The organism is Skermanella stibiiresistens SB22 (genome assembly GCF_000576635.1).
GTDB classification, from domain to species: Bacteria; Pseudomonadota; Alphaproteobacteria; order Azospirillales; family Azospirillaceae; genus Skermanella; species Skermanella stibiiresistens.
In genome coordinates, this window is sequence record NZ_AVFL01000029.1 from 23,950 (window position 1) to 47,843 (window position 23,894).

The window sequence follows — 23,894 nt, forward strand, 5'->3', positions numbered from 1 at the left end:
GCGGGGAACCTTGCGGCCAGGCTTCAAGCGGTTTCAATTGGTTACTTACCAATTGCCCGAAGCGAGCGGGTCGAGGGATGACCGAAAATCAACGAAACAACGAAGCCGCGTCCCAGCGGGGCGGCACCCGATCGCCCGCGCGTGACGGCTCGCCGACACCCAGCGCCGTGAATGTCTGACGCGTTCCGGCGCTTCGCCGTCAACCGCATCGCCATGATCGGTCTCGCGGTGATCATCCTGATCGTCGGCGCCGCGGTTCTGGCGCCGGTATTGGCGCCCTTCGACCCCAATGAGCAGTTCTTCGAAGGGCTGACGATCGAAGGGGCGCCCCTGCCACCCAACGCCACCTATTGGCTGGGGACGGACCAGCTTGGCCGCGACCTGCTGTCCCGCCTGATCTTCGGCGCCCGCACGTCGCTGGTGGTCGGCGTGCTGGCGAACGGGGCGGCCGTGCTGGTCGGGACCATCCTGGGCGTCGTCGCCGGCTATGCCCGTGGCGTGGTCGGCTCGGTCATCATGCGCTTCACCGACCTGATGATGGCCTTTCCGGCGCTGCTGCTGGCGATAGCGCTGGCGGCGATCTTCAGCCCGTCGCTGCTGATCGTGGCCCTGGTCATCGCCATGGTCAACTGGGTGCAGATCGCCCGCGTCGTCTACACGGAGACCACGGCGCTGGCGGAACGCGACTACATCGAGGCCTGCCGGGCGCTGGGCGCCAACTGGCCGCGCATCCTGTTCCGCCATATCGTGCCGCATCTGGTGCCGACCGTGCTGGTCTACGCGACGCTGGGTATCGCCACCACGGTGCTGCTGGAGGCGACATTGTCGTTCCTCGGCATCGGCGTCCGTCCGCCGGAGCCCTCCTGGGGCAACATCATCTACGAGAACCAGACCTACTTCGCGACGGCGCCTTGGCTGGTCTTCATCCCCGGTGCGGCGATCCTGCTGCTGGCGCTGGCGTTCAACCTGGTTGGCGACGGGCTGCGCGACGCGCTCGACCCGGCGCGGCAGGGGAGGTGAGCATGGCGGGATACCTTCTCCGGCGGATCATCCAGGCGCTGCTCATCCTGCTCGGCGTGACAGCGATCACCTTCATCCTGCTCTATCTGCTGCCGGCCGACCCGGCCCGCCAGATCGCGGGGCGCTCGGCCACCGCCGCGACGGTGCAGTCGATCCGCCAGCAACTCGGCCTCGACCTGCCGCTGTGGCAACAATACCTGCGCTACCTCGGCAACCTGGTCCAGGGTGACATGGGGCGCTCGTACATCCAGCGGACGGAGGTGGCGTCCCTGGTTTGGAGCCGGCTGCCCGCGACCCTGCTGCTGATGGCCGGCGCCATCGTCTGCGAGTTGGTGATCGGCTTGGGTGCGGGCATCATCGCGGCTGTCCGGCGGGGCAGGCCGACCGACACCGCCATCATGGTGGCCTCCTTCCTGGGCGTTTCCGCCCCGCAATTCGTCGTCGGGATCCTGCTGCTCTACGTCTTCGCGGTCCAGCTCGGCTGGTTCCCGATCGGGGGATACGGCACCTTCGCCCATCTGGTGCTGCCCTCCCTGACGCTCGGCATCCTGGGCGGCGGCTGGTACAGCAGGATGACCCGAAGCTCGATGGTCGATGTCCTGCGGCAAGACTACATCCGCACCGCCCGCGCCAAGGGCGCCACCGGCGGCCGCATCGTCCTGGTCCACGCGCTGCGCAACGCCGTGCTGCCGCTGATCGCCATGATCGGGTTGGATGTCGGCATCTTCATGAGCGGTGCCGTGGTCGTTGAATCGGTCTTCGGCTGGCCCGGCATCGGACAACTGACGTGGCAGGCGATCCAGCAGGTCGACATCCCGGTCATCATGGGGGTCACGCTGACCGCCGCCTTGTTCATCGTGCTTGGCAATCTGTTGGCCGATCTGATCGCCCCGCTGGCCGACCCGCGCATCAAACTCCGGTGACGCGATGGCGCGTCCCGGCAACCAAGAACCCAATTTCGTGACCCACCAACAACAACCCCTCACAGGAGGCTTCCCGAAGATGCGTACCCTGATGATCGCCGGCGCGCTCGCGTCGGCACTCGTGTGCGGAACCGCACTCACCAGCCCGGCCCCGGCTTTCGCCGCCGAGATCAAGAATGGCGGCGCCATGACGGTGACCTACAAGGACGATGTCGCGACCCTCGACCCGGCCATCGGCTATGATTGGCAGAACTGGTCGATGATCAAGGCCCTGTTCGACGGGCTGATGGATTACGAGCCGGGCACGACCAACCTCCGGCCGAACCTGGCCGAGAGCTACGAGATGTCGCCCGACGGCATGACCTATACCTTCAAGCTTCGGCCCGGCGTCAAGTTCCACAATGGCAGGGCCTTGACGGCGGAGGACATCAAGTACTCGATCGAGCGCGCGGTCAACCCCGCGACCCAGAGCCCTGGCGCCGGCTTCTTCGGGTCGATCAAAGGCTTCGAGGAGGCGGCGGCCAACAACGGCGCGCTATCCGGCATCACGGTGGTCGATCCCGCCACCGTCAAGATCGAGCTGTCTCGGCCCGACGCCACCTTCCTGCACGTGATGGCGATCAACTTCTCCTTCGCCGTGCCAAAGGAGGAGGTGGAGAAATCCGGCGCCGATTTCGGCAAGAAGCCGGTCGGCACCGGCGCCTTCAAGCTGCGGGAATGGACGCTTGGCCAACGCGTCGTGTTCGAGCGCAATTCCGATTATTACGAGAAAGGCCTGCCGCACCTGGATGAGATCACTTTCGAGATCGGTCAGGAACCGACGGTGGCCTTGCTCCGCCTGGAGAGGGGAGAGGTCGACGTGCTCGGCGACGGCATCCCACCGGCCCGATTCCTGGAGGTCAAAGGCAACCCCAAGAACAAGGGCTTGATCGTCGAGGGCGGCCAACTCCACACCGGTTACGTCTCCATGAACGTGACCATGAAGCCGTTCGACGATGTCCGCGTCCGCCAAGCCGTCAACATGGCGATCAACAAGGACAGGGTCGTCCGCATCATCAACGGCCGCGCGATACCGGCGAACCAGCCGCTGCCGCCGACCATGCCCGGCTACGCCAAGGATCACAAGGGCTACGCCTTCGACCAGACCAAGGCCAAGGCGCTGCTGGCCGAGGCCGGTTTCCCCAATGGCTTCGAGACGGAGATCCTGGCCAACAACACCGATCCCAACCCGCGCATCGTGCAGGCGATCCAGCAGGATCTGGCCGCCGTCGGCATCCGGGCGGCGGTCAAGACGCTGGCCCAGGCCAACGTCATCGCCGCGGGTGGCGAACAGCAGGGCGCTCCGATGATCTGGTCGGGTGGCATGGCCTGGATCGCGGACTTCCCCGATCCATCCAACTTCTACGGCCCGATCCTAGGCTGCGGCGGCGCCGTTCCCGGCGGTTGGAACTGGTCTTGGTATTGCGACAAGGATCTCGACGCCAAGGCGGCCGCCGCCGACGCGATGGTCGATCCAGCCAAGAAGGAGGAACGCACCGCCGCGTGGCGCGATATCTACCTGAAGATCATGGAGGCCGCTCCCTGGGCTCCCGTGTTCAACGAGCAGCGCTTCACCATGCACAGCGCCCGCTTGGGCGGACCCGACGCGATCTTCGTCGATCCCGTCCACATCCCGGTCAACTACGAACAAGTGTACGCCACCGATGTCCAATAACCCCGCGTCCCCCTCCGGCCATGCGCGGCACGGCCACACGATCCACCGCCACTGCCATCACCACGGCTGGGACAACACCAACGCCCCGGTGCTGACGATAGCGCCGGGCGAGACCGTGGAGTTCGAGACGGTCGACAGCTCGGGAGCGCAGCTTGGTCCCGACAGCGGCCTGGACGACCTGCTGAAGCTGGACTTCGGCAAGGTCAACCCGGTGACGGGGCCGGTCCTTGTCGACGGCGCCGAGCCCGGCGACGCGCTGAAGGTGACGCTGGTCTCGTTCAAGCCGTCGGGCTGGGGCTGGACCGCCAACATCCCCGGCTTCGGGCTGCTGGCCGACCAGTTCAAGGACCCGGCGCTGCACATCTGGAAATACGACCCCGGCACCCTGGCTCCGGCGTTGTACGGACCCGGGGGCAGGGTGCCGCTGAAGCCCTTCACCGGCACCATCGGATTGGCGCCGGCGGAACCCGGTCTCCACAGCGTGGTTCCGCCGCGCAGGGTGGGGGGCAACCTGGATGTCCGCGACCTGTGCGCCGGGACCGAGCTTTACCTGCCGGTCGAAGTGGCGGGAGCGCTGTTCTCGGTCGGCGACACCCACGCGGCGCAGGGCGACGGCGAGGTCTGCGGCACCGCGATCGAGAGCCCAATGGACGTCACGCTCAAGTTCGAGCTGGTCAAGGGCGCCAATCTGGCGTTTCCCCGTTTCCGCACCAGCGGACCGGTGACCCGCCACCTGGACGCCGAGGGCTATGAGGTGACCACCGGCGTCGGCCCCGACCTGATGGAGGGCGCCCGCGCGGCGGTCTCCGGCATGATCGACCTGCTGTCGGCGCGTCACGGCTTGTCGGCGGTCGACGCCTACATGCTGTGCAGCGTCTGCGGCGACCTGCGCGTCAGCGAGATCGTAGACATGCCGAACTGGGTCGTCAGCTTCTACTTTCCGCGGGTGGTGCTGTCCTGACCGCCCACGACCCGAAAACCACGCCGCTGTTGCGGGTGGAAGACCTGACGGTCAGCTTCGCCGGCCGGGATGAACCCGGCCGGCGGACTGGCCAGCGGGCGAACGTGCTGGAGGGCGTCGGCTTCACCCTCGCCATCGGCGCGATCGTCGGGCTGGTCGGTGAATCCGGCTGCGGCAAGAGCGTCACCGCCATGTCGATCCTGCGCCTGCTGCCCTCTCCCCCCAGCCGGGTGGAGCGGGGCAGGGTGCTCTTCGAGGGTGTCGATCTGCTGACGCTGGACGAGGGCGCCATGCGCGACATGCGGGGCAACCGCGTCGGCATGATCTTCCAGGAGCCCATGACCAGCTTAAACCCGACCTTCACCGTCGGCTGGCAGATCGACGAGGCGCTGCGCCTGCACACTCCTCTGGGCCGGAAGGAGCGTCACCAGCGCTGTCTGGAACTGCTGCGTCTGGTCGGCATAGGAGCGCCGGAACGTCGGCTGGCACAGTATCCACACGAGCTGTCCGGCGGCTTGCGCCAGCGGATCATGATCGCCATGGCGCTCGCCTGCGAGCCGCGCCTGCTGGTGGCGGACGAGCCGACCACGGCGCTGGACGTGACGATCCAGGCGCAGATCCTGGATCTGCTGGCCGGCATCCGCGAACGGCTCGGCATGGCGATCCTGTTGATCACCCACGATCTGGGCGTCGTCGCGGAATATTGCGACGAGGTGGTGGTGATGTATGCCGGCCGCGTCATCGAGACGGCGCCGGTCCGCCCCCTGTTCGCCAATCCCCGGCACCCCTACACGGCGGGTCTGCTGGCGTCCATGCCGAAGCTGGATGGCGGGCGCGGCATGCTGCCGACGATCCCCGGCATGGTGCCGAGCCCCGGTTCCAGGCCGGTGGGGTGTCCCTTCACCGACCGCTGCCCCAACGCGCTGCCCCGCTGCCGCACCGAGATGCCGCCGCTGGAAATCGGGCCGGACCGACACGCCTTCGCCTGCTGGAACCCCGTTCGATGACATCGAACCCTCGCCAATCCGAGAATCCTTCCGACGACCTCCTCGCGGTCGAGGACCTCACCAAGCATTTCCCGCTCAAGACCGGGGGCGTCATCCACGCCGTCAACGGCGTCAGCCTGCGCCAGCGGCGGGGGGAGACGATCGGCATCGTCGGCGAGTCCGGCTGCGGCAAATCCACCTTCGCCCGCCTGTGCCTCCGGCTGATCGAACCGACCTCCGGCGCGATCCGCTTCGATGGCGGCGACTTGCGTTCGTTGCCGGCGCGCGCGTTGCGCGCCAAGCGGCGTGACATGCAGATCATCTTCCAGGACCCCTACGCCTCGCTCGACCCCAGGATGAGCGTCGGCGACATCATCCGCGAGCCGCTCGACATCCACGCCATCGGAAACCGCGCCGAGCGCCGCGCCCAGGTCGTCGAACTGCTTGAGAAGGTGGGGCTGCCGCCCGACGCCGCCCGGCGCTATCCGCACGAGTTCTCCGGCGGCCAGCGCCAGCGGATCGGCATCGCCCGCGCCATCGCGCTGAGGCCGAAGCTGGTGGTCGCGGACGAGCCGGTCTCCGCCCTCGACCTGTCGATCCAGTCGCAGGTTCTGAACCTGCTGGTGACGCTCCGGGCGGAGATGAACCTGTCCTACCTGTTCATCTCCCACGACCTCGCCGTGATCCGCCACATCAGCGACCGGGTCGCCGTGATGTATCTCGGCCGGATCGTGGAATTGGCCGAGGTCGACGCCCTCTACGCCAACCCGGCGCATCCCTACACCCGGGCGCTGCTGTCGGCGATCCCGCAGCCGGACCCGACGCGAAGGCGCCCCCGGACGATCCTGGCCGGCGACCTGCCGAACCCGGAAACGCCACCCTCCGGCTGTCCATTCCACCCTCGCTGCCCCTCCGCCCTGGAGCAGTGCGCCACCGTGTACCCAGCGTCGCGGAACATCGGCCCGCCCGACAAGCCGCATCTGGTCGACTGCCACCTTTATGACTGAGTGGGCCGGCGAGGGAACCGCCGGTCAGGCCCGCTCCACAACCGCATTGACATCGACGGCTGGCGGGACGATGACAGTAGTCGTCGAGCCCCCTCCGTGATCGAAGTCCGAAAGACCGAAGGCATGAGCATCAAGCGCGTTCCCCGCCGCCACCCGATGCCAGCGGGCGGTCTCGGCGAGACGACGTCTCCCTGAGCGCCGATATCATGCCCATCCGTGCCGAAAACCGGTATTTCTACCCGATCGACTGGCCGCAGCTGTCGCGCACCATCCGGTTCAAGCGCGCCAAGGGGCGGTGCGAAACCTGTGGGCGGCGGCATCTGGCGCGGGTGCGGGTGTTGCCCGACGGGCGCTGGATCGATCTCGCGGTGGGGGACGCGTGGCGCGATCGGCGGGGGCGTCACAGCGCCTGGCCGGACATCATCGAGGTGTCGCGGGGCAAGATCAGCGTGGTCGTCCTGGCGTGCTGCCATCGGGATCGCGATCCCGTCAACAACCACATCTCCAACCTCGCGGCCTGGTGCCAGTGGTGCAATCTCGACGCCGACCGGCCATCCCAGCGGCGGCGGGCGGGCATGACGATCAAGATGAGGCGATCGATCGGGGACCTGTTCTCCGGTCCCTACCGCCGCTGGTGAACCCCGCCGGTCACGAAAAGAACAATCAAGAGCTGACTGAAAAGGCCCCAGACCCCCATGGACTCCCAAGCCCTCCTGTCCGGCATGTTCGCCGTCATCGCCCCCGTGTTCGTGGTGGCGGCCCTGGGGTTTGGTTGGGCGCGCGCCAAGCTGCCCTATGACAGCGCGTTCATAACCACCTTCGCGATCAACGTCTCGACGCCCTGTCTGGTCTTCTCCGCGCTGACGCGGATGCATATCGGCGGCGACCAGCTTTGGACCATGGCGGTGGCCTCGGTCGCCTGCATCGTGCTGCCCGGCCTGATCTCCCTGCCGATCCTGTTGGCGGCGCGGGTTCCGTGGCGCGTCTATATTCCGGCGCTCAGCTTTCCCAATTGCGGGAACCTGGGGCTGCCGATCTGCCTGTTCGCGTTCGGCGAACGCGGCCTCAGCCTGGGTGTCATGTTCTTCGCCGCCATGGCTGTCGGGCAGTTCACCATCGGCCCGGCCATCGCGGCGGGACGCTTCAACCTGAAACGCCTGATCAGCACGCCGGTGATCTACAGCGTGGCCCTGGCCCTGACCGCGCAGTTGACCGAAACGGCGGTGCCGAAGTGGATCTCCAACACAACTGGCCTGATGGGAAACTGCGCCGTTCCGCTGATGCTGTTCTCGCTGGGCGTGGCCCTCGCGCGCCTCCGGTTCGCCGGCACCTCCCGCGCGATCACGCTGTCGGCGCTGCGCATCGTGCTGGGCGCCGCCGTCGGCTTCGGCGTGTCATGGGCGATGGACCTGGATCACCTGACGCGCGGCGTCGTCATCCTGCAAAGCGCCATGCCGGTGGCGGTGTTCAACTACCTCTGGGCGCTACGCTACGACAACTCGCCCGAGGAGGTCGCCGCCATGGTGCTGGGCTCGACCGCGCTGGCCTTCCTGGTGCTGCCGCCGCTGCTCCTGGTCGTCATGTAGAGATCGGTCATGGCGAGGGTTCGCCGAAGCCATCCAGGAAGCTGTCGAGATTGGCCGCCAGCGCCTCCCGATCGTAGCCGCCCTCCTGGACCACGACGATGGGCAGGCCGAATCCCGCGATCAGAGCGCCCAGCTTGGCGAAGCCCGGAGTGGTCACCTTGAACGCGGCCAGCGGGTCGCCGGCGTAGGTGTCGAACCCGAGCGACAGGACCAGCAGTTCGGGCGCGTAGCGGGCCAGATGGGCGCCCGCCTCGGCCACCGCCGCCAGGAAGGCGGCCTCCTCCGTCCCGATCGGCAGCGGCATGTTGAGGTTGTAGCCCTGTCCCCGGCTGCGGCCGCGCTCATGGGCGTAGCCGGCGAAGAACGGGTAGAACTCGGCCGGATCGGCGTGGATCGAGATGACCAGGACATCGTCGCGTTCGTAAAAGATCGCCTGGGTGCCGTTGCCGTGGTGGACATCGACGTCGAGGATGGCGGCGCGCGGCTGCTTGCCCCGTCCGGCGAGGATCGGGAGGGCAGCCTGGGCCGCGATGGCGGCGTTGTTCAGGTAACAGAAGCCCCCCGCCATGTCGCGCGACGCGTGATGGCCGGGCGGGCGGCAGAGCGCGTAGGCGGCCCCGGTTTCGCCGCTCGCCACCAGCAGGGCGGCTTGGACGGCGGTGTCGGCGGAGGCGCGGGCGGCTTCCCAGGTTCCCTCGGCGATGGGGCAGGCGGTGTCGGACATGTGCCAGCCGGCTTGCCCGACGATGCCGCGCGGGTATTCCGCCATGTCGGTGTTGCGGTGGACGTTGGGGATCACGGCCTCGGCAGCGTCGGGCAGCGCCGACCAGCGGGACCAGGCGGTCTCCAGGAATGCCAGGTAATCAGGCGAATGCACGGCGGCGAGCGGTCCCATCCCATGGGAAGGCGGTCGCTCGATGGTGACGCCGCGCCGGCGAAGCGCGCCAGCCAATGCCTCCGCCCGCTCCGGCTTCTCCGGGCACGGTTTCAGTCTACCCCGCACGAGGAAGTGGGGAGGCGAATGGCGAAGTTGGGTGTCGGAGTGGATGAATCTCATGGTGGTGGCTCCTGACGGCCGCGCTGGATGTCCCGACGGTGCCGAATGACCGTGATTACAACAAGGCCTTTAGTCGGTTGAACCCAGCAAGCCTCTGAAATATGGACTAATGCGTCCGTTCCATGTTCTTGGACGCAAGCTTATGACAAGATGAGTTCGGGAGTCCGTACATGCGCTTCCGAGACTATCGAGATGCACCCTCGCGGTGAATCCCAAGATAAAAATGAACGCTCAGGGTCACGCCGTCCGTTCCGTTCAGGCAAATACAGCTGGGATCGGACGGAACTACAATGCGGACTACGACGAACGGGAGGAAACAAGATGTTTTGGCGAAAAAGCAACAATAGCGCTTCTGCGAGCGGCTCCGCTCCAAGCAACACCGCCAGCTATAGTTCGGTGAAGATCCACCCTTCCGTCGACAACGGTGTCGTTGCCGGCAACCCCAGCTTCGCGGGCGGCACGCTTCATTGCAAATGCTCGCGCAACCCGGTCGAGGTCCAGATCAAGGGCAACTCGGCGCATAACCACGTGTGCGGCTGCACCAAGTGCTGGAAGCCCGCGGGCGCGCTGTTCTCGATGGTCGCCGTGACGTCGCGCGACAACGTGAAGGTCACCGCCAACGCGGACAAGCTCCAGGTGGTCGACGCCTCGGCCGCGATCCAGCGGCACGCCTGCAAGGAGTGCGGCGTCCACATGTATGGCAGGATCGAGAACACCAGCCATCCCTTCTACGGCCTGGATTTCATCCACACCGAACTGTCCGACCAGAAGGGCTGGAGCGCTCCGGAGTTCGCGGCCTTCGTCTCGTCGATCATCGAGTCCGGCGCCAAGCCGGAGCAGATGCCAGCGGTGCGCGGCCGGCTCCGCGAGCTGAAGCTGGAGCCCTATGACGCCCTGTCACCTCCGCTCATGGACCTGATCGCGACCCACATCGCGAAGAGCAAGGGCGTACTGGCGGCCTAAGCTTGGACCTGAAACAGACGTAAGGGGGCGGTGGTGCCGCGGGCTGGAAGGCCCGCGGCACCACCGCCCTCACTCGGCGAGTTCGCGCATCACCTTGATCAGGTCGGACTTGCCCTCGAAGCCGATGCCGGGCAGTTCGGGCATGACGATGTGCCCGTCCTGGACACGCACACCGTCCGGGAAGCCGCCGTAGGGCTGGAACAGGTCCGGATAACTCTCGTTGCCACCAAGCCCGAGGCCGGCGGCGATGTTGAGCGACATCTGATGCCCGCCGTGCGGTACGCAGCGCGACGGCGACCAGCCGAACTGATCCAGGACATCGAGGGTGCGCAGGTATTCGACCAAGCCGTAGGACAGGGCGCAGTCGAACTGCAGGAAATCGCGGTCGGGCCGCATCCCGCCGTAGCGCAGGAGGTTGCGCGCGTCCTGGTGCGAGAACAGGTTCTCGCCGGTCGCCATGGGACCTGGATAGAACTCCGACAGGGCGGCCTGAAGGGCGTAGTCCAGCGGGTCGCCAACCTCCTCGTACCAGAACAGGGGATAGTCGCGCAGCATCTTCGCGTAGGCGATGCCGGTCTCGAGATCGAACCTCCCGTTCGCGTCGACCGCGAGTTGCGCCTGTGACCCGATTTCCGTGAGTACCGCCTCGACGCGACGCCGGTCCTCGTCGATCGGAACTCCGCCGATCTTCATCTTCACGACGTTGTAGCCGCGATCGAGGTAGCCGCGCATCTCGGCCCGGAGGGCGGTGTCGTCCTTGCCGGGATAGTAATAGCCGCCGGCCGCGTACACGAAGACCCTCGGGTTCGCCTCGCGGCCCTTGCGGTCAGCCAGCAGGCGGAACAGCGGCTTGCCCGCGATCTTGGCCGTGGCATCCCAGATGGCCATGTCGAGGGTGCCGACCGCCACCGACCGCTCGCCGTGACCGCCCGGCTTCTCGTTCATCATCATCGTGGCCCAGATCCTGTGCGGATCGAGGTTGTCGCCGCTGTCGTCGAGCAGGCTCCCGGGAGCCGCCTCGAGGATCCGGTCGCGGAAGCGCTCCCGGATGAGGCCACCCTGGCCGTAGCGGCCGTTCGAGTTGAAACCGTAGCCAACCACGCGCCGCCCGTCGCGGACCACGTCGGTGGCCACCGCCACCAGGCTCGCGGTCATTTTCGAGAAGTCGATGTAGGCGTTGCGGATGGGCGAGGCGATCGGCTTGGTGACCTCGCGGACGTCGATGATGCGCATGGATGGTCTCCCTGGGGTAGGATTTGGTTGAGGGTCGGTGAGGTTGCCAATTACTTCTCGACGCCGCCGATTGGCCAATGCCAAGATCGGTTCGCCTTATGCGGGATCGGTATCGTCATGGATCTGGACTGGCTCAAGGACTTCCTGGCGCTGGCGGAGCAGAAGAACTTCTCGCGCGCGGCGGACATCCGCAACGTGACGCAACCGGCTTTCAGCCGCCGCGTCCGCGCCCTCGAGGATTGGATCGGCACTCCGCTCTTCGCGCGGGGCGCCCAGGGAGCCACCCTGACGCCGGCGGGCGACTATTTCCTGCCCTTGGCCGATGAGTTGACGCGTGGCCTGCTCCGGGCACGCCGCGACACGCGGGCCGTGGGCGAGCGCGTGGGAGCGACGCTGTCGATCGCCGCGACGCATGCCCTCTCCTTCACCTTCTTTCCCGGCTGGATACGCCGGCACATGCGCTTCGAAGCGCTCGGCACCCTCAACCTGATCTCGGACAGCATGGATGCCTGCGAACAGATCATGCTCGGCGGCGAGGTGCATTTCCTGCTGTGCCACCATCATGCGGACGCGCCGACGCGGTTCGAGCCCTCCCGGTTCCAGAGCGTCCATGTGGGGAACGACGTGCTGGTTCCGGTCTGCGCGCCGGACGCGGAGAACCGTCCAGTCTGGCCGCTTCCCGGCAGGGCGGAAAGACCGACGAGGCTGCTGGCATACAGCCAAGCTTCCGGGCTTGGCCGGATACTGGCGGCCCATCAAAGCGGCGGGAGCGGGAGCGCTGAAGTGGAGACCGTTTTCACGTCGCATCTCGCCGCGACGTTGCTGACCATGGCCCGGCAGGGGCACGGGGTCGCCTGGCTTCCCCTGACGCTGGCGGAGGACGACCTGACGCGCGCGCGCTTGGTTCGGGCTGGACCGGAGCGGTTCGATATCCCCATCGGGATCAGGCTGTTCAGGTCGGTCGATTGCCGCAATCGCGTCGCGGACGAGTTGTGGGAGCTTCTGAACGGGAGCCCCGCCATCCCCGACACCCTGATCCCTCCGGCGGGATAACGGCGTCGGGGATGGCGGCGGCGGCGTCACGCCGCCGTGAGCACGACCTTGACGCTCTGGGTGCGGTCGAGGGCCAGCAGGAAGGCGTCGGGGGCGCCCGACAGCGGGCGTTCCGCCGTCACCAGCTTGAGCACGTCGACCCCGCCCGAGACGATCAGCGAGACCGCCCGGTCGTATTCTCGGCCAAAGCGGAACGTGCCCTTCAGATCCAGCTCCTTCGACATGACGGCGTTGGCCGGGACCGGCAGCAGGCCGCCGGCGAGGTTGCCGATCTGCACGACCGTGCCGCCCTTCCGGACGCTGCCGATGGCGGACGCCAGTCCGGCCGGGGTGCCGGAGACCTCGAACCCGACATCGAAGCCCGCCTGGGCCGACAGATCGCGCAGCGCGGCGTCGCCGCCCGAGACGTCGACCACGTGATCGGCGCCCAGCTTCTCGGCGAAGGCGAGGGGGGCCGCCGCGACATCGACCACCGCGACCTCGGAGGCACCCGCCAGCTTGGCGCACAGCATCGTCAGCAATCCGATCGGTCCGGCGCCGAACACGATCGCCTTGTGACCCTCCATGGCTCCCGCCCGCGCCACCGCGTGCAGGCAGACCGCCAGCGGTTCGGCCAGGGCCGCCGCCGAGAAGGGCAGGTCGGCGGGGACCCTGACGCATTGCGCCGCCGTCGCGTCGAACAGGCTGGAGAAACCGCCCTGCATGTGCGGCGTCTTGGACGCCGACCCCATGAAGTAGATGTTCTCGCACAGGTTCTCGCGGCCCTCGCGGCAACGGACGCAATGGCCGCACCAGCGCGACGGGTTGACCGCGACATGGTCGCCAACCGCCAGGCCGGTGACGCCGGAGCCCAGCTCGACGATCTCGCCGGCGACCTCGTGGCCCAGCACCAGCGGCGAGGTGACGACGAAATCGCCCGTCCGGGCGTGCCGGTAGTAGTGCATGTCGGACCCGCAGATCCCGCCCGCGCCGAACTTGACGCGGACCATGCCGGGGTCGAGGCGGTCCAGCGGGCGCTCGACCATTCTCAAATCCTCGGGGCCGAAGAGGGTCGCCGCCAGGGCGCTGTCGGTCATCGGATCAATCCCATCGTTTGGGGAAGCCAAAGGGTGATGGCGGGTATGAAGGTGATCATCAGCAGGGCGATGAACAGCGGCACCAGCCAAGGCAGGATCGCCATGGTGGTCCGCTCGACCGACAGCTTGGCGACGCGGGACAGCACGAACAGCACCATGCCCAACGGCGGGTGGAGCAGACCGATCATCAGGTTCAGCGTCATGACCACGCCGAAATGGACCGGGTCGATGTCGAACTTCAGGACGATCGGCAGCAGGATCGGCACCAGGATGGTGATCGCGGCGATCGTGTCGAGGAAGCAGCCGACGATCAGCACCAGGATGTTGACCAGGATCAGGAAGACCCATTTGTTGTCGGTGATGCCCAGGATCAGGTCGGACAAACCCTGCGCCGCCTGTCCGACGGTCAGCAGCCACGCGAAGATCGACGCCGCCGTGACGATGAACAGCACCGAGGCGGTGGTCTCGATCGTGTCGAAGCCGGCCTTCGCCAGCGTGCGGAACGTCATGGTCCGGTAGCGCACCAGCCCCAGGAACAGCGACCAGATCACGGCGGCGACCGCCGCTTCCGTCGGGGTGAACCAGCCCATGGTCATGCCACCGATCAGGATGATCGGGGTCATCAGGGCCATGACGGCGGAGAAGTCGAAATACCAGTCCAGCGCGATCAGGACCGCGAAGGCGATGATCAGGGCGACGTTGGGCGACAAGCCGGCCCAGGTCATCGCATAGACCACCAGGGGGAAGGCCAGCACGATCACGACTTCCATCGCGGCGCTCGCCAGCTTGTTCCATTCGAACCCAGTGTCGGCGCCCCAGCCGCGCTTGTAGGCGATCAAGGCGACCGTCACCATCATCAGCAGCGTCATGACGATGCCGGGCAGGATGCCGGCCAGGAATAGCGCGCCGATCGAGACGTTCGCCATCATGCCGTAGATCACGAAGGGCAGGGACGGCGGGAAGATCGGGCCGAGCGTCGCGGAGGCGGCGGTGACGCCGACGGCGGCCTCGACCGGGTAGCCATGGTCCTTCATGGCCTTGATCTCGATCGTGCCGATGCCGGCCGCGTCGGCCAGCGCGGTGCCCGACATTCCGGAGAAGATGACCGAGCCGATGATGTTGACCTGCGCCAAGCCACCCTTCATCCAGCCGACCAGGGCCACCGCGAAGCTGTAGATGCGGCCGGTGACGCCGGCGATGTTCATCAGGTTGCCGGCCAGGATGAAGAATGGCACGGCGAGCAGCGGGAAGCTCTCGACGCCGGCGATCATGCGCTGGGCGACGATGACATCTGGCGCCACGTCGTAGAAGACGAGATAGAGCAGCGACGCCGAGGCCATCGCGACCGCGACGGGGATGCCCAGCACCATGAGGACGAGGAAGGAGACGATCAGAAGCGTCATGGGGTCACTCTCCCGCCGGCAGGAAGGCTTCGGGGCGCTGGAGCACCGAGTAGCCACGGCGCAGGTTCTGGATCAGCACTTGGATGGAGCGCACGCACATCAGGGCGAAGCCGACCATCACGGTGTAGAAGACGATCGACTTGGGCAGGTCGATCATGGTCATGCGCTCCTCGCTGATCAGCTGGGAGTAGTTCCAGACCAGCAGGGCCGCGTAGCCGAAGAACGCGATCCGCACGACATCGACGAACAGCGACAGGATCCGCGCCAGACCTTCGGGGATGTAGTGGTACAGGATATCGACCTGGATGTGCCGCGACTGGCGCACGCACATGATGGAGCCGAAGAACACGACGCCGACCAGGAAGTTGATGGCGACCTCCTCGGTCCAGGCGAGGCTGTCGTTGAGAACGTAGCGGGTGAAGAACTGGACGAAGACCGCCAGAGCCATCGCCCAGAACATGAACTGGGTGATCCAGTCCTCGATGGCGTATTGCGACAGATCGACCGCCTCGACCTCCTCCTCGAAGGCGTGGGCGATTTCTTCCGCCGTGGCGGTGACGTCGGATTGGGGATGCTGCGACACGACCGTGCCTTTCCAAACTGAGCCATGTACCCATCGCCTCGGGGCGGGGCAGGGCGGACCGGCGCCGCGCGGGGCGGCGCCGGGTCGGGGTTCTACTGGACGGCGCGGATGCGGTCGTAGTCGGCCTGCTTGTAGCCGAACTCCTCCAGCGGAACCTTGGCGCGGACGACCTGCTCGAAGGCGGCCTTGTCAACCTCCTGGACGTTGATGCCGCGGTCCTTGAAGGTCTGGACCAGCGCGCCCTCGCGCTCCTGGACGATCTTCGTCGCGCGGGCGGCGGCTTCCTGGGTCACCTCGGTGAAGATCTTCTTGTCCTCGTCCGACAGCTTGGCCCAGCGCCGTCCGGCGATCGTGGTGTTGACGTGGTCGGTGATGTGGCCGGTCAGGACGATGTTCTTCTGGACCTCGTAGAACTTCTTGGCCTCGATCGTGGTCAGGGGGTTCTCCTGGGCGTCGACGGTGCCGTTCTGAAGCGCAAGATAGACCTCGGCGAAGGCGATCGGAGCGGTGTTGGCGCCGCAGGCGCGCGGCATCGCCAGATATGCGGGCACGTCGGGCACCCGGATCTTCAGGCCGCGCATGTCATCGCAGCTCGTGATCGGCTTGTTGGAGGTGGTGTGGCGGGTGCCGTAATAGGTCACCGCCGCGATGTGGTGGCCGGACGCCTTCTCGTAGCCCGCCGCCAGCTCCTTGAACACGTCGCTCTTGGTATAGGCGATCAGGTGATCCGGGTTGCGGAAGATATAGGGATAGTAGGTGACGCCGATCGGCGGATAGCTGCGGGCCGCGAAGCTGGAGCCCGAGACGATCATGTCGACGCTGCCAAGGGTCAGGCCCTGGTTGAGGTCGTTTTCCTTGCCGAGCTGCGAGGCGGGGAAGACGGTGATCTTGTAGCGGCCATTGGTCCGCTTCTCGATCTCCTCGGCCGCCCAGACGGATTCCGTGTGGAACGGCTCCGACGTCTCGTAGGCGTGGCCCCATTTGAGGTTGGTCTGGGCCTGGGCCGGCGCCGTGGCGCACAGGGCGATCACGGCGGTGAAGGCGGCGGCGTAAAACTTCATCATCTTCTCTTTTTCCTCCCGGGAACTGAACTGACTTGATCTCCGGCCCGCCCTCAGCCGGGCGAAGCCGCCTCCTCCTCGAAACTCGTGGAGAAGCGGTGCTGCGACTGTTGCAGGTGATGGCGCATGGCGGCGCTGGCGGCGCCAGGGTCGCGGGACGCGATGGCGTCGCGGATCGCGCGATGCTCGTCCACGGCGGCCCGCCACGTGTCGGCCGTCTCGAAATGGCCGGACAGGCGTTGGAAATAGGGGTTGATCCGCTGGTCGAACAGGTCGCCGGCGAAGCGTAGGATGATGCCATTGCCGACGATCGACGCGATCGTCTGATGGAACTGGCGGTCGAGCCCGACCATCGCCTTGGTGCCGGCGTCGCTGCTCCGCTCCATCGCGTCGAGCAGGTGGTCCATGGCGTTGATATCGGCCTGGGTCACCAGCGTCGCCGCCTCCGCCGCGATGGCGCTCTCGATGAAGGCGCGGGCGCGCAGCAGTTCGAAAGGACCTTCCGCGGGGCCGACCAAGATCGGTGACTGGGCTGGTGGTTCGGTGACGTAGATGCCGGAGCCGACACGGATGCGGACGCGGTGTTCCACCTCCAACGCGATCAAGGCCTCGCGGACGGTGGGGCGGGAGATGCCGAGCTTTTCGGAAAGCTCGCGCTCGGTCGGAAGCCGTTCGCCGACCTTGTACTCGCCCCGGTCGATCAGGTCCCTCAGGTGATCGGCGACCTGCCGGTAGAGCCGGCGCGGTTCGATGGCTTCGATCGGCATGCGCCGAACCCCTCCCAGGCGTGCCGAGTATCCGGCTAGTTCATGTCGGCCATTTGGTCTGACCAATTGACCGACATGATCCCGTGAAACACCCGGTGTGTCAAGTGTCCAGTGGTCAGACCGGTAAGTCTTTCAAAGACGCCACCGCTGTCATGATCCCGCGGAGTTCCGCAAGTCCCCGCAAACGTCCAATCATCGGATATCCCGGATGGGTCGGCTTGCCGACATCGTCCAACAGTTCATGGCCGTGATCGGGACGGAACGGGATGCGCCAGTCGTCCAGCCCTGCGTCGTGACGGCGCTTCTGCTCCTCCAGCAGGGTGGTGACGACCGAGACCATGTCGACGTCGCCGCCCAGGTGGTCGGCCTCCATGAACGAACCGTCGACCTCCTTGGCGACGTTCCGCAGATGGGCGAACTTGACGTGGCCCGCGAAGCGCTTCGCAAGTTCCGGCACGTCGTTGTCGCGGCCGGCGCCCAGCGATCCGGTGCAGAAGGTCAGGCCGTTGGCGTCCGACGGTACCGCGTTGATGATGAAATCCAGGTCGTCGGCGTTGCTGACGATGCGCGGCAGGCCCAGCAGCGGCCGCGGCGGATCGTCGGGATGGATGCACATGCGGATGCCGGCCTCCTCCGCGGTTGGGATCACCTCGCGTAGGAAACGGGCGAGCGTTTCCCGCAAGCCGTCGCGGGTCATGCCGCGATAGCGGTCGAGCATCCGGCGCAGGCCCGGTGCGTCGTAGCGGTCGAAGGCACCCGGCAAGCCCGCCATGATGTTGGCGAGCAGGTTCCGCTTGTCGCTCTCCGACGCTTGATCGATCCAGGCACGGGCGCGACGCATGACCTCGGGCTCGTGCTCGTCCTCGGCGCCCGGACGCTCCAGGATGAAGCAGTCGAACGCGGCGTATTCATGGGCGTTGAAGCGGAGCGCGCTGCCGCCGCCGGGCAGGGGGGCCCGCAGCTCGGTCCGAGTCCAGTCCAGCACCGGCATGAAGTTGTAGCAGACCGTGTCGACGCCACAGGCGCCCAGGTTGCGCAGCGATTCCCGGTAATTGTCGAACAGCACCTCCAGGTCGCCCTCGCCCAGCTTGATGTCCTCCGACACCGGCAGGCTCTCGACCACGCTCCAGCGCAGGCCGAGCGAGGCGTCCTCGCCGATCATGGCCTTGCGCTTCTCGATCTCGTCGACCGACCAGACCGTCCCATAGGGGATGTGGTGGAGGGCGGTGACGATGCCGGTGGCGCCAGCCTGCTTGATGTGCGGCAGGCGGATGGCGTCTTCCGGCCCGAACCAGCGCCAAGTCTGTTCCATGGTGCGTTCTCCCTGGATTTACGTGTTTATGAACTTAGCCGACATCTTGAATGGCTTGGCGGGCACCGCGCGCCACCAGCCGGTCGAGCGCCCGCGTCACGGCGGCGATGAAGGTCGGATTGGTCGGCAAGTCGTCGCCGAACACCTCGCGCACGCCGAGCAGGGCCGAGACCAGCTTGCCGGTGTCGCCGCCCGCTTGATCCGCCGCTTGGTCCGACAGCGCCTTCAACCGCTCGGCCAGGGGATCGCGCACGTCGATCGGCTGGCCGGCCTCGTCCCGCCCGCCGACATAGCGCATCCAGGCGGCGACGCCGAGCGCCAGCCGGTCGAAGCCCTGTCCGGCGGCCAGCCGGTCGCGGATGGTGCCGAGCAGGCGCTGGGGCAGCTTCTGCGACCCATCCATGGCGATCTGCCACGTCCTGTGCTTGAGGGCGGGATTGGCGAACCGCTCCAGCAGGGCGGCCTTGTAGCGCCCGAGATCGGCACCGGGCGGCACGTCGAGGGTGGGGGTCACCTCCTCGTCCATCAATTCCCGCGTGAAGCTGACGAAGCCCGGGTCGGCCATGGCGTCCGACACCGTGGCGTGGCCCGCCAAGTATCCGAGATAGGCGATGCAGGAGTGGCTGCCGTTGAGCAGTCTCAGCTTCATGAACTCATAGGGCCGGACATCGGTGACCAGTTCGGCACCCTCCAGCTCCCACGCCGGGCGGCCGGTCGGGAAGTTGTCCTCGATCACCCATTGGGTGAAGGGCTCGGCCATGACCGGCCACGCGTCCTCCACTCCCAGGGCCGCCGCGACGCTGGCGCGGTCCTCGGCGGTGGTGGCCGGCACGATCCGGTCGACCATGCTGCTGGGGCAGGCGACCCGGTCGGCGACCCAGCGGCCAAGCTCGGGATCGCGCAATTCGGCGAAGCGGCGCAGGATGCCGGCGGCGACGTGGCCGTTGCTCGGCAGGTTGTCGCAGGACAGCACGGTGAACGGCTCGACACCGGCCGCGCGGCGGCGGGCCAGCGCCTCGACCAGGAAACCGGCGAGGGTGCGGGGTTGTCCACGGTTCTGGAGATCGTGGACGATATCGGGGTGCCGCTCGTTCAGGGCGCCGGTCGCCGGATCGTGGCAATAACCCTTCTCGGTGACGGTGATGGTGACGATCCGCACGGCGGGGCGGGTCAGCCGCTCCAGCACGGCGGCCGGGTCCTCCGGCGCCACCAGCGTTTCCGTCAGGGAGCCGACCACGCGGAGCCGTTCGCCCGACGCGTCGCGGATCGCGACCGTGTACAGGTTGTCCTGGGGAGCCAGCGCGTCGCGCGTCTCCGGACTGCGGAGCGAGACGCCGCAGATGCCCCAAGGCCCCGGCTGGCGCTTCAGCGCGTCCTCGGTGTAGACGGCTTGATGGGCGCGGTGGAACGCGCCGAGCCCCATGTGGACGATGCCGGTCTCCAGGCCGCTGGCGCGCACCGGGATTTCCACTCCCAGAGTCTCCAGCGTCCGTTCATCAAGACGGCGACCCATGGCATCCTCCCCAACATATGCTATTATCGGCTTATTGACTGGTATGGTAGTATGCAAGCTCACGAAGCGCAAGCCCCCGCGATCATGGGAGGGGGCGGCGATAAGAACAGGGATGGGGAGGATCGGTGATGCTGGACAGGATCGAAGCCAATTCGGCGGAGCCGGTCGCCCGCCGTGTCTTCCGCGAAGTGCGGAACGCGATCGTGACGATGGGTTTCCAGCCCGGCCAGGCCCTGTCGGAGCAGGAGATAGCCACCCGGCTGGGCGTCAGCCGCCAGCCCGTCCGCGAGGCCTTCATCAAGTTGAGCGAGGCGGGGCTGGTGACGATCCGGCCGCAGCGCGGCACCTTCATCGTCAAGATCTCCATGAAGCAGGTGTTCGACGCGCGCTTCGTGCGGGAGGCGGTGGAACTGGCGATGGTCCGCCGCGCCTGCGCCGAGATCCCGCAATCCGCCATCGACCTGCTGCGCGCCAATTTGGAGGCTCAAAGGGTCGCCGCCACCGCGCTGGACCCGGTCGAGTTCATGGGCCTGGACGAGGCGTTCCACCGTGGCATCGCCCTGGGCGTCGGCTGCGATTACGCGTGGCGGGTGGTCGAGGAGACCAAGGCCCAGATGGACCGGGTCCGCTATCTCAGCGTGCCGCTGGCGACCCCGGTGGAACGGCTGATCGCGCAGCACCAGGATGTCCTGGACAGCATCGCCGCCCGCGACGCCGACCGGGCGGAAGCGGCGATGCGCCGCCACCTGCGCGAGATCCTGACCTCCCTGCCGGAACTGGCGGACCGCTTCCCCGACTTCTTCGAACGCGATGTGGCGGCGGAGATGGCGAGTGTCCTGGCGTCGTGAGAAGCGAAAAGAAAGGAAAGAAAGGGGACATTCTGGTTTAAAGTTGCGTGACTTGGCATCGGATCACGATAACCGCGCGTCATTTGGCCGCCTTGCACGCTCCCGGATGCAATCCGTAAGTTCCAAGGATGCCACGAACCGCACGCGCCTCCGTTGGCGGGATCTGCTATCACGTCATGAACCGGGCGAATGGCGGTACCCGCATTTTCGAATGCCCCGCCGACTACCGGGCCTTCGTGAACCTTATCGCCGCTGCCGGCGATCGGGTGCCGATGCGGATTTCCGCGTGGTGCCTGATGCCGAACCATTTTCATCTGGTGCTATGGCCTCTTGAGGATGGCGACCTCAGCCGATGGATGCAGTGGTTGCTGACCGCTCATGTCCGCCGGTATCACAATGCGCGTGGCCCCGATTCTCGCGGACGTGTCTGGCAAGGTCGGTTCAAGGCATTCCCTGTGCAGCAGGATGCGCATCTCTTGACCGTATTACGCTATGTCGAGCGCAATCCTCTTCGAGCCAGCTTGACGCCATGGGCGGAGGATTGGCCCTGGAGTAGTTTGGGCTCGCCAGACGCGCTGACCTTGACCACGCCCCTGATACGTCCCAGCGGATGGGTGGGGTTGGTGAACTCCGCCCAGACGGTGGCGGAAGTCGAGGCGCTCGACCGGTCGGTGACGCGGGGGACTCCTCTCGGAACGGCGGATTGGGTTGCGGCGACGGTGCGGGATCTCGGTTTGGAAAGCAGTATTCGCTTTCGAGGACGCCCCAGGAAGGAGGTGCCGTGAAGGCGTGTCGAGGACGACATGTTCATTTCGCGCGCGGAACACGCAACTTTAAACCAGAATGTCCCCATTCTTTCTGGGAGTGGCCTCACGGTCACTATCCATGGAATAGTATCAAACGGAATGAACAGCGACTTCCCGCCGCGTGTTGTACAAGGTGGATGGGGATCGTCATGCCCGGGCTATCGGGGGATACCGGCGCGGCGAAGCAGTCCGATCACGGAATTGGGTCACCGGACCGGAGCGCCAGGGTGAGGCGCCCTCTCGCGGGCCACATCTGAAGGTTATCGATGACGGCGCCAGAAGAACGCGCGGAGACCCTGCTGCGCACGCGGAACATCAAGATGGCCCGATCCGCCCACGCCTATGTGCGGGGCAGCACGGTCAAATTCTACGAGTGGCTCGAGGCCCGCTCCGGCAAGGTTCCGGAAGGGCCGCCGGTCTGGATCTGCGGCGACTGCCATGTCGGAAACCTGGGACCGCTGGCGGACGCCAAGGGCCGGGTGGCGGTGCAGATCCGCGACCTCGATCAGACGGTGATCGGCAACCCGGCGCACGACCTGATCCGGCTGGGCCTGTCGCTGGCGTCGGCCGCCCGCGGCTCCGACCTGCCCGGTGTCATCACCGCGCGCATCCTGGAGCATTTGATCGCCGGCTATGAGACGGCGCTCGCCGGATCGTTCGACGGCCACCGCGACAAGAGCGCCCGCCCCCGGGTGATCCAAGACTTGCTGGCGCAGGCGACCCGCCGCCGCTGGCGCCATCTGGCGGAGGAGCGGCTGGACACGGTCAAGCCCGTCGTTCCCCTGGGCAAGCGTTTTTGGGCGCTGACCGCGGACGAGCGGGGCGCGCTGCATGCCCTGTTCGAACAGCCGGAACTGCGGTCGACCATCATCGGGCTTCAGGACCGCGACGACACCGACAAGGTCGAGATGGTCGACGCCGCCTATTGGATGAAAGGGTGCAGTTCGCTGGGCCGCCTGCGCTACGCCGCCATGCTGCGGGTGGGGCAGGGCAAGGGCTCGTCCCTGTGCCTGGTCGACGTCAAGGAGGCGGTCACCGCCGCGGCGCCGCGCGCCGCCGACGCGCCGATGCCGCGCGAGAACGCCATGCGGGTGGTGCTGGGTGCGCGCGCCCTGTCGCCGCACCTGGGCGAGCGGATGATGGCGACCCGGCTGATGGGTAGCGGCGTGGTCGTGCGCGAGCTGATGCCGCAGGACCTCAAGATCGAGGTCGAGCGGCTGACGGAGGAGGCGGCCACCACCCTGGCGGAGTATCTGGCCGGCGTCATCGGACGCGCCCACGGCCGCCAGATGGACGCGGATAGCCGCGAGCGGTGGCTGTCCGAACTCGGCCGCGCGCGTTCCAGCACGCTCGACGCGCCCTCGTGGCTATGGTCCAGCATCGTCGAACTGCTGTCCATCCACGAGGCGGCCTATCTCGAACACTGCCGGAGGTTCGCGCTCGCGCGGTCGGCGTGACGCCCTTTAGGGATCGCCACTCGCCAACGCCGCCACGACGGCGCCGGTCGAGGCCACCAGATCGGCGGGCGCGAGTTTGATCTGGAGGCCACGCTGGCCTCCATTGACCACCAGGAACGGCAGGTCCATAGCCGAGGCGTCGAGGAAGCAGCGCAGCCGCTTCTTCTGCCCCAGCGGACTGATCCCACCGACATGGTAGCCGCTGATCCGCTCGGCGTCCGCTGGCTTCATCATGGCTGCGGACTTCCTGCCCGCCGCCGCGGCCAGCGCCTTGAGGCCAAGCTCCTGATCCGAGGGAATGATGCCGACGCAAGGTTCGTCGCCTGCGACCACCATCAGCGTCTTGAACACGACTGACGGGGAAAGCCCGAGCGCCTCCGCCGCCTGAAGGCCGATCGACGGCGCGTCGGGATCATACTCGTAGCGCAGCAGTTCGAACGGCTTGCCCGCCTTCTCCAAGGCCATCGTCGCCGGCGTCCGCTTGGACATGTCACCCTTCCCCCTGACTGGAACCCCCAGGGAGCAGTATTATCGCCGCGGGACCGGATACGCGAGCGCCCGATCA

At 66.8% G+C, this 23,894-nt stretch carries 23 protein-coding genes; 13 read left to right on the plus strand and 10 right to left on the minus strand.

The annotated features are described in order from the left end of the window. Positions 1–171: 171 nt before the first annotated feature. From N825_RS28115 to N825_RS28150, 8 genes are all read left to right on the plus strand, one after another. The gene (locus N825_RS28115; protein ID WP_051513359.1) at positions 172–1,020 is read left to right on the plus strand and encodes an ABC transporter permease; all 849 of its coding nucleotides are present in this window, start codon (positions 172–174) and stop codon (positions 1,018–1,020) included. A gap of 2 nt (positions 1,021–1,022) precedes the next feature. After that, positions 1,023–1,943, plus strand: a complete 921-nt coding sequence (locus tag N825_RS28120; protein WP_037459286.1) for an ABC transporter permease — start codon at positions 1,023–1,025, stop codon at positions 1,941–1,943. A gap of 79 nt (positions 1,944–2,022) precedes the next feature. Then, positions 2,023–3,657: an ABC transporter substrate-binding protein gene (locus N825_RS28125; protein ID WP_037459340.1), complete on the plus strand. Its 1,635-nt coding sequence runs from the start codon at positions 2,023–2,025 to the stop codon at positions 3,655–3,657. Then, positions 3,647–4,618, plus strand: a complete 972-nt coding sequence (locus N825_RS28130) for an acetamidase/formamidase family protein (RefSeq protein ID WP_051513362.1) — start codon at positions 3,647–3,649, stop codon at positions 4,616–4,618. The genes N825_RS28125 and N825_RS28130 overlap by 11 nt, the downstream gene beginning before the upstream one ends. A 35-nt stretch (positions 4,619–4,653) precedes the next feature. Further along, a complete protein-coding gene (locus N825_RS28135) occupies positions 4,654–5,625 on the plus strand; it encodes an ABC transporter ATP-binding protein (RefSeq protein WP_342666053.1) in 972 nt (323 codons plus the stop codon). Continuing rightward, positions 5,622–6,611: an ABC transporter ATP-binding protein gene (locus N825_RS28140; RefSeq protein WP_037459287.1), complete on the plus strand. Its 990-nt coding sequence runs from the start codon at positions 5,622–5,624 to the stop codon at positions 6,609–6,611. Before N825_RS28135 ends, N825_RS28140 begins: the two co-directional genes overlap by 4 nt. A gap of 206 nt (positions 6,612–6,817) precedes the next feature. Beyond that, a complete protein-coding gene (locus N825_RS28145) occupies positions 6,818–7,249 on the plus strand; it encodes a hypothetical protein (RefSeq protein WP_037459288.1) in 432 nt (143 codons plus the stop codon). 57 nt (positions 7,250–7,306) lie between these two features. Continuing rightward, the gene (locus N825_RS28150; RefSeq protein ID WP_037459289.1) at positions 7,307–8,197 is read left to right on the plus strand and encodes an AEC family transporter; all 891 of its coding nucleotides are present in this window, start codon (positions 7,307–7,309) and stop codon (positions 8,195–8,197) included. 7 nt (positions 8,198–8,204) lie between these two features. On the opposite strand, the gene N825_RS28155 is transcribed toward N825_RS28150, so the two are convergent. After that, on the minus strand, positions 8,205–9,254 hold the full coding sequence (locus N825_RS28155) for a histone deacetylase family protein (RefSeq protein ID WP_037459291.1): 1,050 nt from the start codon (positions 9,252–9,254) through the stop codon (positions 8,205–8,207). Positions 9,255–9,650: 396 nt separating this feature from the next. Here N825_RS28155 and gfa point away from each other — a divergent pair, with 396 nt between their 5' ends. Further along, positions 9,651–10,217 carry an S-(hydroxymethyl)glutathione synthase gene (gene gfa, locus N825_RS28160; protein WP_037459293.1) on the plus strand — a complete coding sequence of 189 codons (567 nt, stop codon included), beginning with the start codon at positions 9,651–9,653 and terminating at the stop codon, positions 10,215–10,217. A gap of 69 nt (positions 10,218–10,286) precedes the next feature. Here the strand turns inward: gfa and N825_RS28165 are convergent, their stop codons facing one another. After that, positions 10,287–11,450, minus strand: coding sequence for a mandelate racemase/muconate lactonizing enzyme family protein (locus N825_RS28165; RefSeq protein WP_037459294.1), 1,164 nt, complete (start codon positions 11,448–11,450; stop codon positions 10,287–10,289). Positions 11,451–11,567: 117 nt separating this feature from the next. Between N825_RS28165 and N825_RS28170 the strand changes: the two genes are divergently transcribed. Then, positions 11,568–12,503 carry a LysR family transcriptional regulator gene (locus N825_RS28170; protein WP_037459295.1) on the plus strand — a complete coding sequence of 312 codons (936 nt, stop codon included), beginning with the start codon at positions 11,568–11,570 and terminating at the stop codon, positions 12,501–12,503. Positions 12,504–12,529: 26 nt separating this feature from the next. On the opposite strand, the gene N825_RS28175 is transcribed toward N825_RS28170, so the two are convergent. From N825_RS28175 to N825_RS28205, 7 genes are all read right to left on the minus strand, one after another. Next, on the minus strand, positions 12,530–13,579 hold the full coding sequence (locus N825_RS28175) for an L-idonate 5-dehydrogenase (protein ID WP_037459296.1): 1,050 nt from the start codon (positions 13,577–13,579) through the stop codon (positions 12,530–12,532). Continuing rightward, a complete protein-coding gene (locus N825_RS28180) occupies positions 13,576–14,982 on the minus strand; it encodes a TRAP transporter large permease (protein ID WP_037459298.1) in 1,407 nt (468 codons plus the stop codon). Before N825_RS28180 ends, N825_RS28175 begins: the two co-directional genes overlap by 4 nt. 4 nt (positions 14,983–14,986) lie before the next feature. Next, positions 14,987–15,565, minus strand: coding sequence for a TRAP transporter small permease (locus N825_RS28185; protein WP_037459299.1), 579 nt, complete (start codon positions 15,563–15,565; stop codon positions 14,987–14,989). A gap of 92 nt (positions 15,566–15,657) precedes the next feature. Continuing rightward, positions 15,658–16,629 carry a sialic acid TRAP transporter substrate-binding protein SiaP gene (locus N825_RS28190; protein ID WP_157619586.1) on the minus strand — a complete coding sequence of 324 codons (972 nt, stop codon included), beginning with the start codon at positions 16,627–16,629 and terminating at the stop codon, positions 15,658–15,660. Positions 16,630–16,679: 50 nt separating this feature from the next. Then, positions 16,680–17,393: a FadR/GntR family transcriptional regulator gene (locus tag N825_RS28195; protein WP_037459300.1), complete on the minus strand. Its 714-nt coding sequence runs from the start codon at positions 17,391–17,393 to the stop codon at positions 16,680–16,682. A gap of 115 nt (positions 17,394–17,508) precedes the next feature. Next, the gene (gene uxuA, locus N825_RS28200) at positions 17,509–18,705 is read right to left on the minus strand and encodes a mannonate dehydratase (RefSeq protein WP_037459301.1); all 1,197 of its coding nucleotides are present in this window, start codon (positions 18,703–18,705) and stop codon (positions 17,509–17,511) included. Positions 18,706–18,739: 34 nt separating this feature from the next. Beyond that, positions 18,740–20,218: a mannitol dehydrogenase family protein gene (locus tag N825_RS28205; protein ID WP_037459302.1), complete on the minus strand. Its 1,479-nt coding sequence runs from the start codon at positions 20,216–20,218 to the stop codon at positions 18,740–18,742. A 128-nt stretch (positions 20,219–20,346) separates the two neighbouring features. On the opposite strand from N825_RS28205, the gene N825_RS28210 reads away from it, so the two are divergent. The 3 genes from N825_RS28210 to N825_RS28220 all read left to right on the plus strand — a co-directional run bounded on the left by N825_RS28210 (position 20,347) and on the right by N825_RS28220 (position 23,329). After that, positions 20,347–21,066 carry a GntR family transcriptional regulator gene (locus N825_RS28210; protein WP_037459303.1) on the plus strand — a complete coding sequence of 240 codons (720 nt, stop codon included), beginning with the start codon at positions 20,347–20,349 and terminating at the stop codon, positions 21,064–21,066. Between the two features lie 128 nt (positions 21,067–21,194). Next, the gene (locus N825_RS28215; protein ID WP_037459305.1) at positions 21,195–21,851 is read left to right on the plus strand and encodes a transposase; all 657 of its coding nucleotides are present in this window, start codon (positions 21,195–21,197) and stop codon (positions 21,849–21,851) included. A 287-nt stretch (positions 21,852–22,138) separates the two neighbouring features. Beyond that, a complete protein-coding gene (locus tag N825_RS28220) occupies positions 22,139–23,329 on the plus strand; it encodes a DUF2252 family protein (protein ID WP_037459307.1) in 1,191 nt (396 codons plus the stop codon). A 6-nt stretch (positions 23,330–23,335) separates the two neighbouring features. On the opposite strand, the gene ybaK is transcribed toward N825_RS28220, so the two are convergent. Continuing rightward, positions 23,336–23,818 carry a Cys-tRNA(Pro) deacylase gene (ybaK, locus tag N825_RS28225; protein WP_037459308.1) on the minus strand — a complete coding sequence of 161 codons (483 nt, stop codon included), beginning with the start codon at positions 23,816–23,818 and terminating at the stop codon, positions 23,336–23,338. Positions 23,819–23,894: the final 76 nt, after the last annotated feature.

What these genes read in the sequence shown, in the direction of transcription:
- N825_RS28115 (WP_051513359.1), top strand. Translation starts at nt 172, where the DNA reads ATGTCTGACGCGTTCCGGCGCTTCGCCGTCAACCGCATCGCCATGATC.
- N825_RS28120 (WP_037459286.1), top strand. Translation starts at nt 1,023, where the DNA reads ATGGCGGGATACCTTCTCCGGCGGATCATCCAGGCGCTGCTCATCCTG.
- N825_RS28125 (WP_037459340.1), top strand. Translation starts at nt 2,023, where the DNA reads ATGCGTACCCTGATGATCGCCGGCGCGCTCGCGTCGGCACTCGTGTGC.
- N825_RS28130 (WP_051513362.1), top strand. Translation starts at nt 3,647, where the DNA reads ATGTCCAATAACCCCGCGTCCCCCTCCGGCCATGCGCGGCACGGCCAC.
- N825_RS28140 (WP_037459287.1), top strand. Translation starts at nt 5,622, where the DNA reads ATGACATCGAACCCTCGCCAATCCGAGAATCCTTCCGACGACCTCCTC.
- N825_RS28145 (WP_037459288.1), top strand. Translation starts at nt 6,818, where the DNA reads ATGCCCATCCGTGCCGAAAACCGGTATTTCTACCCGATCGACTGGCCG.
- N825_RS28150 (WP_037459289.1), top strand. Translation starts at nt 7,307, where the DNA reads ATGGACTCCCAAGCCCTCCTGTCCGGCATGTTCGCCGTCATCGCCCCC.
- N825_RS28155 (WP_037459291.1), bottom strand. Translation starts at nt 9,254, where the DNA reads ATGAGATTCATCCACTCCGACACCCAACTTCGCCATTCGCCTCCCCAC.
- N825_RS28165 (WP_037459294.1), bottom strand. Translation starts at nt 11,450, where the DNA reads ATGCGCATCATCGACGTCCGCGAGGTCACCAAGCCGATCGCCTCGCCC.
- N825_RS28170 (WP_037459295.1), top strand. Translation starts at nt 11,568, where the DNA reads ATGGATCTGGACTGGCTCAAGGACTTCCTGGCGCTGGCGGAGCAGAAG.
- N825_RS28175 (WP_037459296.1), bottom strand. Translation starts at nt 13,579, where the DNA reads ATGACCGACAGCGCCCTGGCGGCGACCCTCTTCGGCCCCGAGGATTTG.
- N825_RS28180 (WP_037459298.1), bottom strand. Translation starts at nt 14,982, where the DNA reads ATGACGCTTCTGATCGTCTCCTTCCTCGTCCTCATGGTGCTGGGCATC.
- N825_RS28190 (WP_157619586.1), bottom strand. Translation starts at nt 16,629, where the DNA reads ATGATGAAGTTTTACGCCGCCGCCTTCACCGCCGTGATCGCCCTGTGC.
- N825_RS28195 (WP_037459300.1), bottom strand. Translation starts at nt 17,393, where the DNA reads ATGCCGATCGAAGCCATCGAACCGCGCCGGCTCTACCGGCAGGTCGCC.
- uxuA (WP_037459301.1), bottom strand. Translation starts at nt 18,705, where the DNA reads ATGGAACAGACTTGGCGCTGGTTCGGGCCGGAAGACGCCATCCGCCTG.
- N825_RS28205 (WP_037459302.1), bottom strand. Translation starts at nt 20,218, where the DNA reads ATGGGTCGCCGTCTTGATGAACGGACGCTGGAGACTCTGGGAGTGGAA.
- N825_RS28210 (WP_037459303.1), top strand. Translation starts at nt 20,347, where the DNA reads ATGCTGGACAGGATCGAAGCCAATTCGGCGGAGCCGGTCGCCCGCCGT.
- N825_RS28215 (WP_037459305.1), top strand. Translation starts at nt 21,195, where the DNA reads ATGCCACGAACCGCACGCGCCTCCGTTGGCGGGATCTGCTATCACGTC.
- N825_RS28220 (WP_037459307.1), top strand. Translation starts at nt 22,139, where the DNA reads ATGACGGCGCCAGAAGAACGCGCGGAGACCCTGCTGCGCACGCGGAAC.
- ybaK (WP_037459308.1), bottom strand. Translation starts at nt 23,818, where the DNA reads ATGTCCAAGCGGACGCCGGCGACGATGGCCTTGGAGAAGGCGGGCAAG.